The sequence below is a fragment of the Halomonas sp. BC1 genome (assembly GCF_002078135.1).
Lineage (GTDB): Bacteria > Pseudomonadota > Gammaproteobacteria > Pseudomonadales > Halomonadaceae > Vreelandella > Vreelandella stevensii.
This window is the reverse complement of the sequence record NZ_LFGS01000019.1, coordinates 34,024-50,664: the sequence shown is the minus strand read 5'-3', so window position 1 is coordinate 50,664 and position 16,641 is coordinate 34,024. Positions and strand designations below refer to the sequence as shown.

At 62.2% G+C, this 16,641-nt stretch carries 14 protein-coding genes; all 14 read right to left on the bottom strand.

The genetic code is table 11. The annotated features are described in order from the left end of the window. On the bottom strand, window positions 1–611 hold a 611-nt coding region (tilS, locus tag B7L72_RS14285; RefSeq protein WP_081195719.1), incomplete at its 3' end, for a tRNA lysidine(34) synthetase TilS. Continuing rightward, window positions 592–1,548, bottom strand: coding sequence for an acetyl-CoA carboxylase carboxyl transferase subunit alpha (gene accA / locus B7L72_RS14280; RefSeq protein WP_016915033.1), 957 nt, complete (start codon window positions 1,546–1,548; stop codon window positions 592–594). The genes tilS and accA, both read right to left, overlap by 20 nt. A 95-nt stretch (window positions 1,549–1,643) precedes the next feature. Continuing rightward, window positions 1,644–5,147, bottom strand: coding sequence for a DNA polymerase III subunit alpha (dnaE, locus tag B7L72_RS14275; RefSeq protein ID WP_081195133.1), 3,504 nt, complete (start codon window positions 5,145–5,147; stop codon window positions 1,644–1,646). Window positions 5,148–5,186: 39 nt separating this feature from the next. Beyond that, window positions 5,187–5,804 (bottom strand): ribonuclease HII, encoded by a 618-nt coding sequence (gene rnhB, locus B7L72_RS14270; RefSeq protein ID WP_081136717.1) that lies wholly within the window; start codon window positions 5,802–5,804, stop codon window positions 5,187–5,189. Further along, on the bottom strand, window positions 5,794–6,969 hold the full coding sequence (gene lpxB / locus B7L72_RS14265) for a lipid-A-disaccharide synthase (protein WP_081195131.1): 1,176 nt from the start codon (window positions 6,967–6,969) through the stop codon (window positions 5,794–5,796). The genes rnhB and lpxB overlap by 11 nt, the downstream gene beginning before the upstream one ends. A 27-nt stretch (window positions 6,970–6,996) precedes the next feature. Then, entirely contained in the window at window positions 6,997–7,764 is a 768-nt protein-coding gene (gene lpxA / locus B7L72_RS14260; protein WP_081195129.1) for an acyl-ACP--UDP-N-acetylglucosamine O-acyltransferase, read from the bottom strand. Then, a complete protein-coding gene (gene fabZ, locus B7L72_RS14255) occupies window positions 7,761–8,204 on the bottom strand; it encodes a 3-hydroxyacyl-ACP dehydratase FabZ (protein ID WP_026001844.1) in 444 nt (147 codons plus the stop codon). The genes lpxA and fabZ overlap by 4 nt, the downstream gene beginning before the upstream one ends. A 142-nt stretch (window positions 8,205–8,346) precedes the next feature. Further along, the gene (gene lpxD / locus B7L72_RS14250) at window positions 8,347–9,378 is read right to left on the bottom strand and encodes a UDP-3-O-(3-hydroxymyristoyl)glucosamine N-acyltransferase (RefSeq protein ID WP_081195718.1); all 1,032 of its coding nucleotides are present in this window, start codon (window positions 9,376–9,378) and stop codon (window positions 8,347–8,349) included. Window positions 9,379–9,433: 55 nt separating this feature from the next. Beyond that, complete coding sequence (locus tag B7L72_RS14245; RefSeq protein WP_039175240.1) at window positions 9,434–9,934, bottom strand: OmpH family outer membrane protein; 501 nt, start codon at window positions 9,932–9,934, stop codon at window positions 9,434–9,436. A 19-nt stretch (window positions 9,935–9,953) separates the two neighbouring features. Beyond that, window positions 9,954–12,305 carry an outer membrane protein assembly factor BamA gene (gene bamA / locus B7L72_RS14240; protein WP_446718571.1) on the bottom strand — a complete coding sequence of 784 codons (2,352 nt, stop codon included), beginning with the start codon at window positions 12,303–12,305 and terminating at the stop codon, window positions 9,954–9,956. 98 nt (window positions 12,306–12,403) lie between these two features. Beyond that, on the bottom strand, window positions 12,404–13,762 hold the full coding sequence (gene rseP / locus B7L72_RS14235) for an RIP metalloprotease RseP (RefSeq protein WP_081195125.1): 1,359 nt from the start codon (window positions 13,760–13,762) through the stop codon (window positions 12,404–12,406). 26 nt (window positions 13,763–13,788) lie between these two features. Continuing rightward, entirely contained in the window at window positions 13,789–15,000 is a 1,212-nt protein-coding gene (gene ispC, locus B7L72_RS14230; protein ID WP_081195123.1) for a 1-deoxy-D-xylulose-5-phosphate reductoisomerase, read from the bottom strand. After that, a complete protein-coding gene (locus tag B7L72_RS14225; protein WP_081136727.1) occupies window positions 14,997–15,818 on the bottom strand; it encodes a phosphatidate cytidylyltransferase in 822 nt (273 codons plus the stop codon). The genes ispC and B7L72_RS14225 overlap by 4 nt, the downstream gene beginning before the upstream one ends. Next, window positions 15,811–16,596: a polyprenyl diphosphate synthase gene (gene uppS, locus B7L72_RS14220; RefSeq protein ID WP_081195121.1), complete on the bottom strand. Its 786-nt coding sequence runs from the start codon at window positions 16,594–16,596 to the stop codon at window positions 15,811–15,813. Before uppS ends, B7L72_RS14225 begins: the two co-directional genes overlap by 8 nt. Window positions 16,597–16,641: the final 45 nt, after the last annotated feature.

Below are 16,641 nucleotides of genomic sequence, written 5' to 3'. Positions count from 1 at the left end.
ACGGCGTGGCGCAGGTAGTTGCGATCGTAGCAGGTATCCTGATTGGTGGGGTCCTCGCACCACGCCAGCCCCTCCTGCCGAGCAGCCTCGCGCAGTTGGTCTCGCCGAACGCTCAGCCACGGGCGCAGCAGCACACGGCCCTGCCACTCGCGGCGCCAAGGCATGCCAGCCAACCCACGAATACCGCTTCCGCGCAGCGCTGCCAACAGCCAGGTCTCTGCCTGATCATCCTGATGCTGGCCCAGCCACAGCGTGTCGCCGGGGGCGAGGTGCTCGAGAAAAGCCTGATAGCGCGCACGCCGGGCAGCGCCTTCGATACCCTCCCCCTGCGGTTCGACGCTGACCCGCGCCACGCTGAGCGGGACGCCGAGCCGCTGGCAAAGCGCTGCACAGTGGGCTTCGAAGTCGGCGGCGGCAGGCTGCAAACCATGGTGAACGTGCAGCGCACGCAGGCTGCGTCCACGCCGCTGGCAGGCCCTTGCGGCCAGAGTCAGCAGCAGCGAGGAGTCCAGCCCGCCCGAGAGCGCTACCCAAACGCAACGCCCCGGCGGGGTCTCCGCCAGGGCGTCGTCGAGCAGCGCGAGCAGTGCGTCAGGCGGCAGGGGCGCCATAGCTCATCAGGCGTGCGTAGCGGCGCTCCAGCAGCGCCTCATGGTCCAGCGCCTGGAGCCTTTCGAGGCTTGCGCTCAGCGCTTCCTTGACCCGCTCTGCGGTGGTCACGGGATGACGGTGGGCGCCGCCCAGCGGCTCCTTGATCAGCGAGTCCACGAACCCCAGCTCCTTGAGGCGCTCGGCCGTGATGCCCATGGCCTGAGCCGCGTCGGAGGCTTTCTCGGCACTCTTCCACAAAATGGAGGCGCAGCCTTCCGGAGAGATGACCGAGTAGGTGGAGTACTGCAGCATGTGCAGCTCGTCACACACGCCTATCGCCAGGGCACCACCGGAGCCACCCTCCCCGACCACCGTGGAGATGATCGGCGTTTTCAACCGCGACATGACGGCCAGGTTATAGGCGATGGCTTCGGACTGGCCACGCTCTTCGGCATCGATGCCGGGGTAGGCGCCGGGAGTGTCGATGAAGGTGAGAATGGGCATCTTGAAGCGCTCGGCCATCTCCATCAAACGGCACGCCTTGCGGTAGCCTTCCGGGCGCGGCATGCCGAAGTTGCGGCGCACTTTCTCTTTGACGTCGCGGCCCTTCTGATGGCCAATGACCATGACCGGCGCATCGTTCAGACGAGCAACGCCACCGACCAGCGCCGCGTCGTCGGCGAAGTTGCGATCACCGTGCAGCTCGTCGAAGTCGGTAAAGATGTACTCCAGGTAATCCAGCGTATAGGGGCGCTGTGGGTGCCGCGATAGCTGGGAAACCTGCCAGGGGGTCAAGTCCTTGAAGATCGACTCTGTCAGCTTGCGGCTTTTCTCTTCCAGCCGGGCAATCTCGTCAGAGAGGTTCACTTGGCTGTCGGAGCTGACCAGACGCAGCTCTTCGATCTTTGCCTGGAGCTCGGCGACGGGCTGTTCAAAATCAAGATAATTTGGATTCATCGGCTCTGCCTGTAAGCTGCCTGTCATAAAAAGGCATTATCAAAACGCATCTCGGTTGGGGCCATTATCGCACCCTGACCCCGCCACGCAAGGGCTCAGCGATAGCGCAGCTGGACGCCCACCTGGCCCTGAACGTCACGCAGGGCCAATAGCAGGTCGTCGCTGGGGGCCACTTTCCACTCATCGGCCAGCTCCAGCCACCCTACGGCCTCGGGATGGCGGTACTGCAGCCTCACCGGCAGGCCTTCGCTATCCCGGTAAGGCGAGAGGCTGTCACGCAGGCTATCCACCAGGCGGCCATTGATCTGCCCGGCATCCAGCGCCAGCTCCACGGCCTGGCCATAGCGCACCCGGGCGGTGACCATCGGAGTGACGTCCTTGCCGCGCAGGCGCAGCCCGCCCGAGAAGTCATCGCTGGAGACTTCCCCCTCGACGATGATGACCTGATCCGACTCGATCTGACCGCGCAACTGGTCGAACAGCTCACCGAACAGCGACGCTTCGATACGCCCGGTGCGGTCGTCCAGCGTGATGAAGGCCATGGTGTCGCCACGCTTGGACTTCATGGTGCGCATGGCCACCACCAGCCCTGCCACCCGCTGGGGCTCGCGGGACGGCTTGAGGTCGCTGATGCGCGTAGAGACGAAGCGCTTGAGCTCGCGCTCGTACTCATCGATGGGGTGGCCGGTAAGGTAAAGCCCCAGGGTGTCTTTTTCACCCGAGAGACGCTCGCGGTCGGTCCACTCCCGGGCATGACGGTACTCGGCGTACACATCGCCGGCCTCTTCTTCGGCAGCAAACGCGTCACCGAACATGTCCAGCATGCCCAGATTCTGGTTGGCATGGTTCTGGGCGGCGGCCTTGAGGGCGTCTTCCATGGCGGCAGCCAGCACGGCACGGTTGGGCCCCAGGGTGTCCAGCGCCCCGGAGCGAATCAGCGCTTCGAGGGTGCGCTTGTTCATGCGCTTGGGGTCGATACGGCGGCAGAAATCGAACAGGTCCTTGAAGGGGCCATCGGCATTGCGCGCCTCGACGATGGCACCAATCGGGCCTTCGCCCACGCCCCGGATGGCTCCTAGGCCGTACACTACGCGGCCTTCCGTATCCACGGTGAACTTGTAGCCACCCACGTTGACATCCGGGGGTGTCACGGTGAGCTTCAGATGGCGGCACTCTTCGATCAGCGGTACCACCTTGTCCAGGTTGTCCATCTCGGTGGACATGACCGCCGCCATGAACGGGCCTGGGTAGTGGGCCTTCAGCCATGCGGTTTGGTAAGAAACCAGCGCGTAGGCCGCCGAGTGCGACTTGTTGAAGCCATAACCGGCGAATTTCTCCACCAGGTCGAAGATGTTGCCCGCCAGGTCCTTGTCGATGCCGTTGGCGGCACAGCCTTCCATGAAACCGGAGCGCTGCTTGGCCATCTCTTCGGGCTTTTTCTTACCCATGGCCCGGCGCAGCATGTCCGCCTGGCCCAGGGTGTAGCCAGCCATCACCTGGGCAATCTGCATGACCTGTTCCTGGTACAGGATGATGCCGTAGGTCGGCGTCAGCACCGGTTTCAACAGCTCATGCTGGTAATCCGGGTGTGGATAAGAGACTTCCGCCCGGCCATGCTTACGGTTGATGAAGTCATCCACCATGCCCGACTGCAGCGGGCCCGGACGGAACAGGGCTACCAGCGCGATCATGTCGTCCAGGGAGTCGGGCAGCAGCCGCTTGATCAGCTCCTTCATGCCGCGGGATTCGAGCTGGAACACCGCCGTGGTCTCTGCCCGCTTGAGCATCTCGAAGGTCTTGCCGTCGTCCAGCGGGATGGCATCGATATTGAGCGGGCCCTGGCCTGCGGCATCGCGTACCTTGTCCACCATCTCCAGCGCCCAGTCGATGATGGTGAGGGTTCGCAGCCCCAGGAAGTCGAACTTCACCAGCCCGGCGTCTTCGATGTCGTTCTTGTCGAACTGCACCACCAGCCCGGCGCCATCCTCGTCACACAGCAGCGGCGAAAAATCGGTCAGCTTGGTGGGTGCGATGACCACGCCCCCCGCGTGCTTGCCGGTGCCCCGGGTGGTGCCCTCCAGCTTCAGGGCCATTTCCCAGATCTCTTCCGCCTCTTCGTCGTTGTCGATGAACTCCTTGAGGGCGGGCTCCTGCTCGATGGCCTTGGCTAGCGTCATGCCCACTTCGAACGGGATCAGCTTGGAGAGCTTGTCACCCAGCGAGTAGGGCTTGCCCTGGGCACGGGCCACGTCACGCACCACGGCCTTGGCGGCCATGGTGCCAAAAGTGACGATCTGGGAGACCGCGTTGCGACCATAGCGGTCGGCAACATAGTCGATGACCCGGTCGCGCTTCTCCATGCAGAAGTCGACGTCGAAGTCGGGCATCGAGACACGCTCGGGGTTGAGGAAGCGCTCGAACAGCAGGTCGTAGCCAATCGGGTCCAGGTCGGTGATCTTCTGAGCGTAGGCCACCAGCGAGCCCGCGCCGGAACCCCGCCCAGGGCCAACGGGCACGCCGTTATCCTTGGCCCACTGGATGAAGTCCATGACGATCAGGAAGTAGCCTGGAAACCCCATCTGGATGATGACGTTGAGCTCGAACTCCAGGCGGTCACGGTAGCGCTGCTCGATCTCACGGAAGGCGTCGCCGTCGCGGGGGTACTCCTCGGCGGGAAACAGAAAGTCGAGCCGCTCGGTCAGGCCGTCATGGGAGACCTTGCGGAAGAACTCATCCTGGGTCATGCCCTCAGGGATGCCGAATTCCGGCAGGAATATCTCGCCCAGGCGCACATCCACGCTGCAGCGCTCGGCAATCATCACGCTGTTTTCCAGCGCTTCCGGAATATCGGCAAACAGGGCCGCCATCTCTTCCGGGCTTTTCAGGTACTGCTCTTCGGTATAGCGGCGCTCGCGGCGCGGGTCGTCCAGCGCCTTGCCTTCCCCGATGGCAACACGGGTTTCATGGGCCCAGTAATCGTCGCGGGCCAGAAAGCGTACGTCGTTGGTGGCCACCACCGGCGTGTTGGTCTCGATGGCCAGCTTGACGCTGGCGTGCACGCAGGCTTCCTCCAGCGGCCGCCCTGTGCGCACCAGCTCCAGGTAGAAACGGTCGGGAAAGGCCTGCTGCCACTCCTCCAGCAGTTGGCGCGCTTCACGCTCGTGTTCCGACAGCAAATGACGGCCAATGTCGCCATCGCGGCCGCCGGACAGCGCAATCAGTCCGTCGCTCTGAGCCAGTACCCACTGCTTGTCGAGAATCGCCCGCCCCTGGCGCTGCCCGTGGGTCCACCCCCTGGAGATCAGCTCGGTGAGGTTGCGATAGCCGTCCTGGTTCATGGCCAGCAGCGTAATGCGGTACGGGTGCGCTTCATCGTGAGGATTGGCCAGCCACAGGTCGCTGCCGATGATAGGCTTGAGCCCCGCCCCTTGCGCCGCCTTGTAGAACTTCACCAGGCCAAACAGGTTGGTCTCGTCCGTCAGCGCCAGCGCGGGCATCCCCCGTTCAGCGGTGGTACTGACCAGCGGCTTGAGCTTGACCAGACCATCGACCAGGGAGTATTCACTGTGCAAACGAAGATGAACGAACGGAACCGTCATGAGACTCTCAGCATAAAGCGCAAATGAAAAAAGGCAGCGCTACAGCAGCGCTAACTGACGCTGTACCGGCGCAAAGCTTTTGCGGTGTTCGGCTAGCGGGCCATGGGCTTCCAGAGCCGCCAGGTGCTCTTTGGTCGGATAGCCCTTGTGGCGCGCAAAACCATACTCAGGATAGCGTAAATCCAGCGCGGCCATCTGAGCGTCCCTGGCCACCTTGGCCAGAATCGAGGCGGCGGCAATCGCAGGGTGGCGCGCATCGCCTTTGACGACGGCCTGGCCCGGCAAGGCGTGCCCCGGCAGCCGGTTGCCATCCACCAGCAGGTATTCGGCAGCGGGCATCAGGGCATCGATGGCGCGCCGCATGGCCAGGTGCGTGGCATGATAGATGTTGAGCGTGTCGATTTCGGCGGCGCTGGCCTCGGCCAACGCAAAGGCCAATGCTCGCTCCCGTATCTGCACGTCCAGCTGCTCCCGCTTGCGGGCCGTCAGCTTCTTCGAATCGGTCAACCCTTCGATGGGCGCCTGGGGGTCGAGTATCACCGCCGCCGCCACCACGCTGCCGATCAGCGGGCCACGCCCCACTTCATCCACACCGGCCAGGTAGGGGCCGGTATAGGCCACTACCAGCGGGGGATAATCACTGGAATCAATGGCCATCCGTGACGGCCTCCAGCGGCTGCCCCGCCGCCAGCGCCGCCACGGCCTGGGCAGCACGCTGGCTGGCATTGCGCTGTAGCGCGGCGTGCATGGCGGCAAAGCGCTCTTCCAGCGCCTGACGGGTGGAAGCCTCCTCCAGCAGCTCGCCCACCTGCTGGGCAATGGCCTCCGGCGAAGCGGCGTGCTGAATCAGCTCGGGAACCACACTCTCCTGGGCGATCAAGTTGGGCAACGAAATCCAGGCCGTCTTGACCAGCCGCTGGGCAAGCCAATGGGTTGCGGGCGCCATCTTGTAGGCCACCACCATGGCCCGGTGGCACAGCATCGCTTCGAGAGCGGCCGTACCAGAGGTGAGCAGTACGGCATCGCTGGCCACCATGGCTTCTCTTGCCTGGCCGTTCAGCAGCGTTACCGATGGGTGCAGCGCAGGGTAGCCGGACAGCAGCTCGGTAAGCTCCCGATGCCGCTGGGCAGTCGCCGCAGGGATCACGACCTGCAGATCAGGGTGGCGCTGGCAGAGCAGCGTGACCGCCGCCAGGAAGGTCGCCCCCATGAAGCGGACTTCATTGCCACGGGAGCCCGGCAGCAGCGCCAATACCGGCCCGTCGAGCTTTAACCCCAACACTTCACGGGCCGCCTGACGGTCGTTGACCAAGGGCAGCTCGTCCGCCAGGGGGTGGCCCACGAACGCCACCGGCACGCGATGCTGGCGGTAGAAGTCAGCCTCGAAGGGTAGCAGCGTCAGCATGCCATCCACCGCCTTGGCGATTTTCTTGACCCGCCCCTGGCGCCAGGCCCATACCGAAGGGCTGACGTAATGGGCCGTGGTCACCCCCGCTTCACGCAGCTGTTTCTCCAGCCCCGTGTTGAAATCAGGCGCATCGATGCCAATCATGATGTCCGGCTGCCAGGCCAGCGCGTCTTCCCGCAGGGTACGGCGTACGCGGATCAGCTCGGGAAGGTGCTTGAGCACCTCGACCAGCCCCATCACCGATAGCGTTTCCAGTGGAAAGCGGCTTTGCAGGCCCTGCGCTTCCATGCGGGGCCCCCCCATCCCGCGAAACTCCACGTCAGGATAGCGGGCACGCAACTCACGCATGAGCCCCGCGCCCAGAATATCGCCAGAGAGTTCGCCTGCCACAAGGTATACACGTTGCAGTGTCATGGAGACAAGACAGCCAGTTGAGGTGTATTAGCGCACGATACCGCGCGTGGAGCGCTCGATGGAGTCGGCAAACTGCGCGACTTCCGGCAGGTCGAAGCGGCTGCGCATATCGCTGATGGCCTGCTCGACGGTGAGCCCCTGACGGTAGACCAGTTTGTAGGCGGTAGTCAGGGCAGCAATCGCCTCGCGGCTGAAGCCTCGGCGCTTGAGGCCGACCAGGTTCAGGCCACGCGCTTCGGCAGGGTTACCGTTGATCATGACGAACGCCGGGGTATCCTTGGTGATGATCGAGCCACCACCCGCCATGGCATGGTCCCCAAAGTGGCAGAACTGATGCACCGCCGAGAGCCCGCCCAGAATGGCATGGTTGCCCAGCGTCACGTGCCCTGCCAGGGTGACCTGGTTGGCCAGGATGCAGTCGTTGCCAATCACGCAGTCATGGCCAACGTGCACGTATGCCATGAACAGGTTACGCGACCCGATGGTGGTTTCGCTGCGATCCTGCACCGTACCACGGTGCAGCGTCACCCCTTCACGGATCACGTTATCATCGCCCATGACCAGCCGCGTCGGCTCGCCGGCGTACTTCTTGTCCTGGCAATCTTCCCCCACCGAGGCAAACTGGAAAATACGCGTGCGTTCACCCAGCACGGTGGGCCCCTTGATCACCACATGGGGGCCAATGACGGAACCGGCACCGATGGTGACATCGGGCCCGATCACACTAAAAGGGCCAACCTCAACGTCATCGGCCAGTCGTGCCGTGGGGTCGACCAGTGCAGTAGGATGTATCAAGCCACCTTCCTCTCGGCACAAATGATTTCTGCTTCACACGCCAGCTCGCCGTCCACCGTGGCACGGCAGGCAAATTTCCAGATGCCGCGCTTGCCACGTATGACGTTGGCTTCCAGCGTCAGCTTGTCACCCGGCATGACCGGGCGCTTGAAACGTACGTTATCGCTGCCGACCAGATAGTAGACATAGCCATCTGCCGGAAGCTTGTTGACCGTCTTGAAGCCCAGAATGCCACACACTTGCGCCAGTGCTTCGACGACCAGCACGCCCGGCATGATGGGGTGATGCGGAAAGTGACCATTGAAGAATGGCTCATTGATGCTTACGTTCTTGTACGCCACGATGGCTTCGCCCACGGTCAGTTCCGTGACTCGATCCACCAGCAGGAAGGGATAGCGGTGGGGCAAGTACTCGCGAATTTCGTTGATATCCATAACCATCGTAACGACCTCTAAATAGACATAGCGCCTGAACAGCGTCAGGCAGGCACCAGCACTCCTGCTGGCCAAAAGGCAGAGGATTATAACGCGCTGCTATCGAGCCTCAAGCCACGCATCCTCAAAATCCTTGTTTGCTTCACGATCAACGCTGGCTTTTTTCCAATCGCGCCAATCGTTTGGCAATATCATCCAGCTGCTTGAAGCGCACCGCGTTCTTGCGCCATTGAGTGTTGCTCATGGCGCCCGTGCCGGAGGAGTAGACACCTGGCTCATGAATCGAATTGGTCACCAGACTCATACCCGTCACCTGCACCCCATCGCACAAGGTCAAGTGGCCCGACAAGCCAACGCCGCCGCCCAGCATGCAGTGCTTGCCCACTTTGGTAGAACCCGCAATGCCCACACAGCCCGCCAGGGCGCTGTGGTCGCCAATCGTGACGTTATGGGCAATCTGCACCTGGCTGTCGATCTTGACATCATTACCAATGACCGTATCGCCCAATGCGCCGCGGTCGATACTCGAACAGCTGCCGACCTCGACATCATCGCCAAGGATGACGCCGCCCAACTGGGCGATCTTGTGCCAGCCTGCGCCATCGTGGGCAAACCCGAAGCCATCGCCACCGATTACACAGCCGCTTTGCAGAATGACCCGCTTACCGATGATGACGCCATGACACACCGTCACGTTGGCGTGCAGCCGAGTATCGTCACCCAGACGGCTGTCGGCCCCCACCACGCTGCCTGCCCCAACGATCACCCGATCCCCCAGCACAGCCCCCGATTCGATCACCGCATTGGCCTGAATCGAGACGCCCTCACCCAGTGTGACGCCTTCCGCCACCACAGCGCGGGGATGAATGCCCGGCACATCGCGGGCCGCCAAAGGGTCAAACAGCTGCGATAGCTTGGCGTAGCCAAGGTAGGGGTTGCTCATTTCCAACCGTGGCACCGGGCAATTCTTGCCGTGCTCCGGGTGCAGCAGAACGGCGGCAGCACGCGTCGTGGCCAGATCCTTGAGATACGCGCGATTGGCAAGAAACGCTACCTGATCGGGCGCGGCTTCCTTGAGGGTGGCCAGGCCACGGATTGGCTGGTCGGCGTCGCCCTCAAAAGCAACGTCCAGATGACGAGCGATATCAGCCAGGGTGAGGTGTTGAGAAGCGTGCATCATGGGAGCCCAGGAAAGCAGCGGTGCGGCCAACGAGCGCCGCACCCACGGTCATGAATTAGTTCAGCGAATCAAAAATCTGCGTGACCTCGTTGGTCACATTGGGAAGGTCCGTCGAGGAGTGCAGCACTCCCTGAGGCTCTACCAACACGTCGATGTTATGACGCTCCAGCACCTGCTCCACGGCCCGCTCGAGCTTGGACTCGGCGCTTTCCAGGAACTGCTGTTCGGAGGTTTGCTGCGCCTGCATCACTTCACGACGAAGCTGTTCGAAACGGCTGCCCTTCTGCTGCAGCTCGGCAATCAGCGCATCGCGCTCGGATTGCGACATGGTCTCGCCCTGCTGCTGCAGGCGAGTTTGCAGCTGTTGCAGCTCGTTACCCAGCGACTGCGCTTCACGCTGCTGGCCACCAATCTGGCTTTCGAGCTGGCTCAGCGATGATTGTGCCGACTGGGTGTTCATCAGCGCTGCGCGCCAATCCAGCACGGCCACTTCAGCCGCGTAGGCAGGTAGCGTCATGGCTCCGAAAAGGCACACAGCGGCGGTCAGTTTACGCATTATCATGACACTCCTTGAGTTAGAACGTTTGGCCAAGCGAGAACTGGAAGAACTGCGTGTCATCGCCACTCTCATCGTTTAACGGCTCTGCAATGCTGAAGGTCAAGGGACCCACGGGCGTCAGCCAGGAGAGACCAATACCCACACTGTAGCGTAAATCGCCCAGATCAACGCCAGAACTGCACTGCTGGCGGCCAGCATCCTCTTCCAGCACGTCGTAGCAGGAGCTCAGGAAGGTATTCCCCGCATCCAGGAACAGCGTAGGCTGTACCGAGCGCTGGTTCTCGACGAACGGCATCGGGAAGAGGACTTCGGCACTGCCTTGCACCAGCACGTTCCCCCCAAGGGTACGATCACGGCCACCCTCGCGGGCGGGCGTAGTGCGCTGCCCCAGGGTGTTGGACGTGAAACCACGCACCGAGCCCAGGCCCCCTGCATAGAAGTTCTCATAGAAGGGGTAAGGATCGTTGCTGGCCAGGGTATCGGCATAGCCCAGGTTACCGCTGAACTTGAATGCCCAGGTCTGATCGTCGTTGATCGGGAAGAGCTGTTGGGCGCGGGCCTGAACCTTGTAGTATTCCGCATCGCTGCCCGGCACCCCGGTTTCCAGCGAGAGACGCTGATAGTTGCCCGCCGTCGGCATGATACCGCGGTTCAGGTTGTTACGGGTCCAGCTGGCGGTCAGCTTCAAGCTCTGGGCATTGTCGCCTTCGTCTTCCACGTAACGGCGAATTTCAGAGGCCGTGTCGAAGTAGGTCTTGACGGTGATGTCTTCGATGCTCGCCCCGAAGTTGAGCCGCGACAGCTCACTGACAGGGTAACCGAAGTTGATGCCCGCGCCGTAGGCGTCGGTGGAGAACGTAGAGATATCGGAGTCGGCGTAGTCCGTCTCGCGATAGAAAACGTTATAACCTCGGGAGATGCCGTCCAGGGTCCAGTAGGGGTCGGTAAAGGCAAAGTTCACGCTGGTGAAGGTGTCGCTGCGCTGCGCGCCGACGTTGACTCGGTTACCGGTGCCCAGGAAGTTGTTCTGGGCCAGGCCAACGCCGTAGATCACCCCGGCACTTTGCGAGAAACCGACACTGGCCGAGATGGAGCCGGAAGGCTGCTCTTCCACGTTGTAGGTGACATCCAGCAGGTCGGGCTGCCCCGGTACGGGCTGAGTGTCGACTTCCACCTGGCTGAAGAAGCCAAGCCGCTCCAGGCGCTGACGCGACTGGGTAATGGACTCCGTGGAGGCAGGCGCCCCCTCCAGCTGAATCATTTCACGGCGCAACACCTCGTCCTGAGTCGTGGTGTTGCCAAGGAATTCGATACGACGCACGTATGTCCGCTGGCCCGGATCAACCGCGATCACCAGGTCGACGGTCTCACCGTCGTCGGCCATTTCAGGGATACCGCGCACTTCGGCAAACGCGAAGCCTTCGGCCCCCAGGCGCTGACGCAACGCTTCCGTGGATGCGTTTACGTCGCCACGGGAGAAAATCTCGCCACTGTTGATCTGCAGCAGGTTGCGCGCTTCGCTTTCGCTGATTTGCAGGTCGCCCGCGAAACGAATGTTACCAACCCGGTACTGAGTACCCTCGTCGATGTTCAACGTCACGAAGATCTCGGACTTTTCAGGCCCAATCGAGACTTGCGTGGAGGTCACGTCGAAGTTGACATAGCCGCGATCCAGATAAAAAGAGCGCAGACGCTCGATGTCCCCAGAGAGCGCTTCCCGGGAGTACTCGTCCCGCGAGAACCAGCCAAAGAAACGTCCGGGACGGTCGTTCAGTTCGAAGACACCACGCAGCGTATCGTCATCGAAATCACGGTTGCCCACGATATTGATCTGGCGAATCCTGGCCACTTCACCTTCGTTGATGTCGATGTTGACCTGAACCCGGCCTTCGTCGATTTCATCCACGCCGACATTGATGCTGGCGCTGTAGCGGCCCTGCGACTGATAAACCCCTTCCAGCTCACGCTCGATATCGTCGAGCGTGGAGAGCTGCAGCACTTGCCCTTCAGACAGGCCAGACTGACGCAGACCATTACGCAGGTCGTCATCGGAAATCTGCCGATTGCCGGTAATGTTCAGACGCGCAATGGTGGGCCTTTCGACGACCTGAATGACCAGAACATCGCCTTCCCGGGCTAGCGAGACGTCTTCGAACAGGCCAGTGGCAAACAGGTCACGCGCGGCAGCGGCCAGCTGCTGCTCACTGACGCGGTCGTTGGCACTGACAGGAAACGCATTAAAGACCGAGGCGGCGGATACCCGCTGTAGTCCTTCCACACGAATGTCCGAAACATCAAAGGATTGTGCCTGGGCGCCGCTGGCGCCTACCAGCAAGAGTGCCGCCATTCCAAGGGTCTTGATTTTCATGCAGTCAGTTCGCTCGCGTTGGTCTGCCTGTCGTTAAGACAGGCACCATATACATTTGTGCAGGCAGATGACAAGCCATCCGCGCGCTACACGCGTTATTACCACAGGCGCATCAAGTCGAAATAGAGCGCCATCAGCATTAGGGTGCCTACCATGGCCAGCCCAATGCGGAGGCCTATTGCCTGTGTCTGCTCAGATACTGGTCGCCCGCGCAGCACCTCGACGAAATAGTAAAGCAAATGACCACCGTCGAGCACGGGGATAGGCAGCAAATTTAGCACACCCAGGCTGATCGACAGATAGGCCAGAAAGCTAACGAAAGCTTCGGTACCTGCACGCGCTGAATCCCCAGAGATTTGCGCGATGGTAATGGGCCCCGACAGGTTGGAGGGCGAAATCAGCCCCACCAGCATTTTGCGAATGGCATCGACGGTGAGCAGCACCATATCACCGGTGCGTGACAGCGCCTGGCCCAGCGCCTCGATGGGCCCATAGCGAATATCGCGCAGCAGTTCGTCAGGCCAGTTGACCGGCTCGGCACCTGCTCCAATGTATCCAACCTCAACGCCAGTCTCCAGCGTATTGCGCCCCGGCGTCATGGTCAGCGTACCGGCTTCGCCGTTGCGCTGGTAACCCACGCTGAGGGTCTGGCCTGCACTGTCACGAATGACTTCAACGAACTGCATCCAGTCGCGGACCGGCTCACCGTTCAACGACGTAATACGATCTCCCGGCTGGAGGCCAGCCTCGGCCGCTGCCTGCCCCTCCAGCACCTGCCCAAGCACGGCAGGGACATCAGGCCGCCACGGCACGAAGCCCAGCGTTTCCAGCGGTTGCGGAGGGTCCTGGCGGACCATGTAGCGGCTGATCGGCAGTTGATATACCCGCGAGGCACTGCTGCCTTCCGGACGCGCTTCGATCTCCAGCTCGCCATTGAAGCCGATCATCGATACCAGCTTCAAATTGATCTCTTCCCAGGAGCGCATGGCATCGCCCTGGATGGCGGTGATTTCACTGCCCTGAGGCAAGCCGGCCTCGGCCGCTGGCGAGTTGGGCGTGACTGGCCCGACAATCGGCGCCACCGTGGTGGTACCGGCCACGAACAGTGCCCAATAGGCCACGATGGCCAGCAGGAAATTGGCGATGGGGCCCGCTGCCACGATGGCGATACGCTGCCAGACGGTCTTGCGATTGAACGCCTGGTCCAGCTGCTCTTCAGGGACCGGCGCTTCGCGCTCGTCGAGCATTTTCACGTAGCCACCCAAAGGAATAGCGGCCACCGCAAATTCGGTCCCGTGGCGGTCCACCGTCGACCACAGCGGCTTGCCGAAACCGACCGAGAACCTCAGCACCTTCACACCGCACCGGCGCGCCACCCAAAAGTGGCCAAACTCGTGAAACGTGACCAGCAGGCCCAATACCACGATAACCGCTAGAATATTCTGTATCAGGCCCACGCCGCGCTCCTTTACATGACCCGCCGTTAAAGTGGAGAGTGCTCAGCCATTCGCTGGCGCACGATGATTTCCGCCTGCTCACGCGCCCAGCGATCCGCATTCAATACTTGCTCGAGAGACGCGGCATCGCCCTGATAAGGCCGTGCCATGACCGCTGCCACCACCTCGGCAATCTCGCTGAAGCCGATGGTTTCGGCCAGGAAAGCATCCACCGCGACTTCATTGGCCGCATTGAGAATGGCCGGCGCCGCGCCACCCTTTTGAATCGCTTCTCGCGCCAGCCGCAAACAGGGAAACAGTGCCTCGTCGGGCGCCTCGAAATCCAGCCGTGCCACCTGGAACAGATCCAGCGCTTCGACGCCAGCATCGATGCGCTCCGGCCACGCCAGGCCGTAAGCAATCGGGGTGCGCATATCGGGGTTGCCCAGCTGCGCAATGACCGAGCCATCGTCGTAGGCTGCCATCGAATGAATGACGCTTTGCGGGTGTACGACCACCTGTACCTGCTCAGGCGCGGCGTCGAACAGCCAGCAGGCCTCGATCAGCTCCAGGCCTTTGTTCATTAGCGTGGCGCTATCCACAGAGATCTTGCGCCCCATGGACCAGTTGGGGTGAGCACAGGCCTGCTCGGGGGTGACCCTGGCGATGTCGGCCGCCGCCCAGCCCCGGAACGGACCGCCCGACGCGGTCAACAGCAGTTGACGCACGCCATGCCTGGCCAGCCCACCACGATGCTCGCTGGGTAGACACTGATAGATGGCATTGTGTTCAGAATCGATCGGCAGCAGGATGGCACCAGAGCGCTCGACCGCCTCCATGAACAGCGCGCCACTCATGACCAGCGCCTCTTTATTGGCCAGCAGCACGCGCTTGCCTGCCTCTGCCGCCGCCAGCGCTGGTAGAAGGCCAGCGGCCCCCACGATGGCGGCCATGACGGTATCGACCTCTGCTGCGCTAGCCACGTCGCATAGCGACTCAGGACCAGAGAGCACTCGGGTTTCGATGCCCATTTGTCCAAGCGCCTGCTGCAGCCACTCGGCGTCGTTCGCGTCATTCAGCACCGCAAACCGAGGGCGGTGTACCTGACACTGCGCCAGCAAGGCTTCTTTTGAGGTATGGGCCGTCAGCGCATAAACGCGATAGCGGTCAGGGTGACGGGCGATCACATCCAGGGTACTGGTGCCAATCGAGCCCGTGGCCCCGAGCACCGTCACTTGCTGAACGGGCGCGGTGCTCATAGCGTGCTCACCTGAGCCTGCAGTACCAGCAGATAGCACAAGGCGAAGGTCGGAATGGCGGCCGTCAGACTATCGATACGGTCCAGCACGCCCCCATGGCCGGGCAGCAGCTGGCTGGAGTCCTTGATATCACGATAACGCTTGAGCATGCTTTCCAGCAGGTCGCCCAGCACCGAGATCAGCGTGACAACAGCCGTGATCAACAGCAGTGCGATGCCTCCAGCAACCCCCAAGGGCTGCCACAGCGCGAATAGCAACGCCAGCAGGCACGTGGCGGCAAGACCGCCCAGCACGCCTTCCCAGGACTTGCCGGGGCTGACCCGCGGGGCCAGCTTGCGCTTACCCCAGCGGCGACCGGCAAAGTACGCCCCGATGTCGGCACTCCACACCAGCAGCAGCACGAACAGCAGCCACACAGCGCCGCTATCACGCAGGACGTTGAACCCCACCCAGCAAGGCAGCAGCACCCAGACGCCCATCAACAGCCGCCGAGTGGTGCTCTGCCACTGCTGGCCCGCCGCCGGGTATTGAGTCACCCAGTACAGGTTCAGCAGCCAACCGGCAGCAGCCAGCCATAGCGGCCACACCGAATAGGCCGCCCCGCTAAACCACAGCAGCGCCATGAGCACCGCCATCCCGACGACGCCACCAAGCCGCTGGCTCGGTTGCGTCACGCCTGCGAGGTTGGTCCACTCCCAGGCACCCAGAAGCACCACAACGGCGGTAAACAGCGCAAACGCGCCGCCCTGTAATCCAAACAACCCGGCCAGCACCAGGGGTGCCAGCCAGGCAGCGGTGATGATTCGCTGTTTAAGCACCTTGCGCCTCTATTTGTTCGTCGGTCATGCCAAAGCGACGGCGTCTCATACAGAAATCGTCCACCGCCTCGTCGAAAGCCGCGCCGTTGAAATCGGGCCACAGCAAGGGAGAGAAATGCAGCTCTGCGTAAGCCAGTTGCCACAGCATGAAATTGGACAAGCGCTGCTCGCCACTGGTACGGATGCACAGATCCACCGGCGGCACCTGCGCCACTCCCATGGCGGCGTCCATTCGCGCCTCGTCAATGGCCTCGGGACTCAGCTCGCCTGCGGCCACCTGTTCGGCCAACTGGCGTGCGGCGCGAGTGATATCCCACTGGCCGCCGTAGTTGGCGGCAATCACCAGGTGCATGCCCGTATTGTCGGCAGTCAGTGCCTGAGCACGCTGAATGTGTTTCTGGATGGCGTGGGAAAAGCCACGCTGATCGCCAATGATGGAGAGCCGTATATTGCGCTCGTGAAGCTTCTTGACCTCACGCTTCAAGGCCATCAGAAAAAGCTCCATCAGCGCGTTGACCTCGGCCGCAGGGCGCTTCCAGTTCTCACTGGAAAACGCAAACAGGCTGAGGGTGTCGACGCCCCGCTCGGCGGCGCGCTCGATGACCGCACGCACGGCCTCGACGCCTGCTCGGTGGCCTCGCGCACCTGACAGCCCACGCGCCCGAGCCCAGCGATTGTTACCATCCATGATGATCGCAACATGGGACGGCAGCCCCTCCTCGGATCGAGAAGGCTCCGTGCCGCCCGGCTGCAGTGAGGGAAGCTGGGGGGAGGTCATGGGGTCTCGCACCAAAGATCAATCATATTAAAGCCAAGCGATGGC

Bases quoted from the DNA above. Each gene is read 5' to 3' on its own strand.
- dnaE (WP_081195133.1), bottom strand. From the start codon at position 5,147: ATGACGGTTCCGTTCGTTCATCTTCGTTTGCACAGTGAATACTCCCTG.
- rnhB (WP_081136717.1), bottom strand. From the start codon at position 5,804: ATGGCCATTGATTCCAGTGATTATCCCCCGCTGGTAGTGGCCTATACC.
- accA (WP_016915033.1), bottom strand. From the start codon at position 1,548: ATGAATCCAAATTATCTTGATTTTGAACAGCCCGTCGCCGAGCTCCAG.
- bamA (WP_446718571.1), bottom strand. From the start codon at position 12,305: ATGAAAATCAAGACCCTTGGAATGGCGGCACTCTTGCTGGTAGGCGCC.
- fabZ (WP_026001844.1), bottom strand. From the start codon at position 8,204: ATGGTTATGGATATCAACGAAATTCGCGAGTACTTGCCCCACCGCTAT.
- ispC (WP_081195123.1), bottom strand. From the start codon at position 15,000: ATGAGCACCGCGCCCGTTCAGCAAGTGACGGTGCTCGGGGCCACGGGC.
- lpxB (WP_081195131.1), bottom strand. From the start codon at position 6,969: ATGACACTGCAACGTGTATACCTTGTGGCAGGCGAACTCTCTGGCGAT.
- B7L72_RS14245 (WP_039175240.1), bottom strand. From the start codon at position 9,934: ATGCGTAAACTGACCGCCGCTGTGTGCCTTTTCGGAGCCATGACGCTA.
- uppS (WP_081195121.1), bottom strand. From the start codon at position 16,596: ATGACCTCCCCCCAGCTTCCCTCACTGCAGCCGGGCGGCACGGAGCCT.
- lpxD (WP_081195718.1), bottom strand. From the start codon at position 9,378: ATGATGCACGCTTCTCAACACCTCACCCTGGCTGATATCGCTCGTCAT.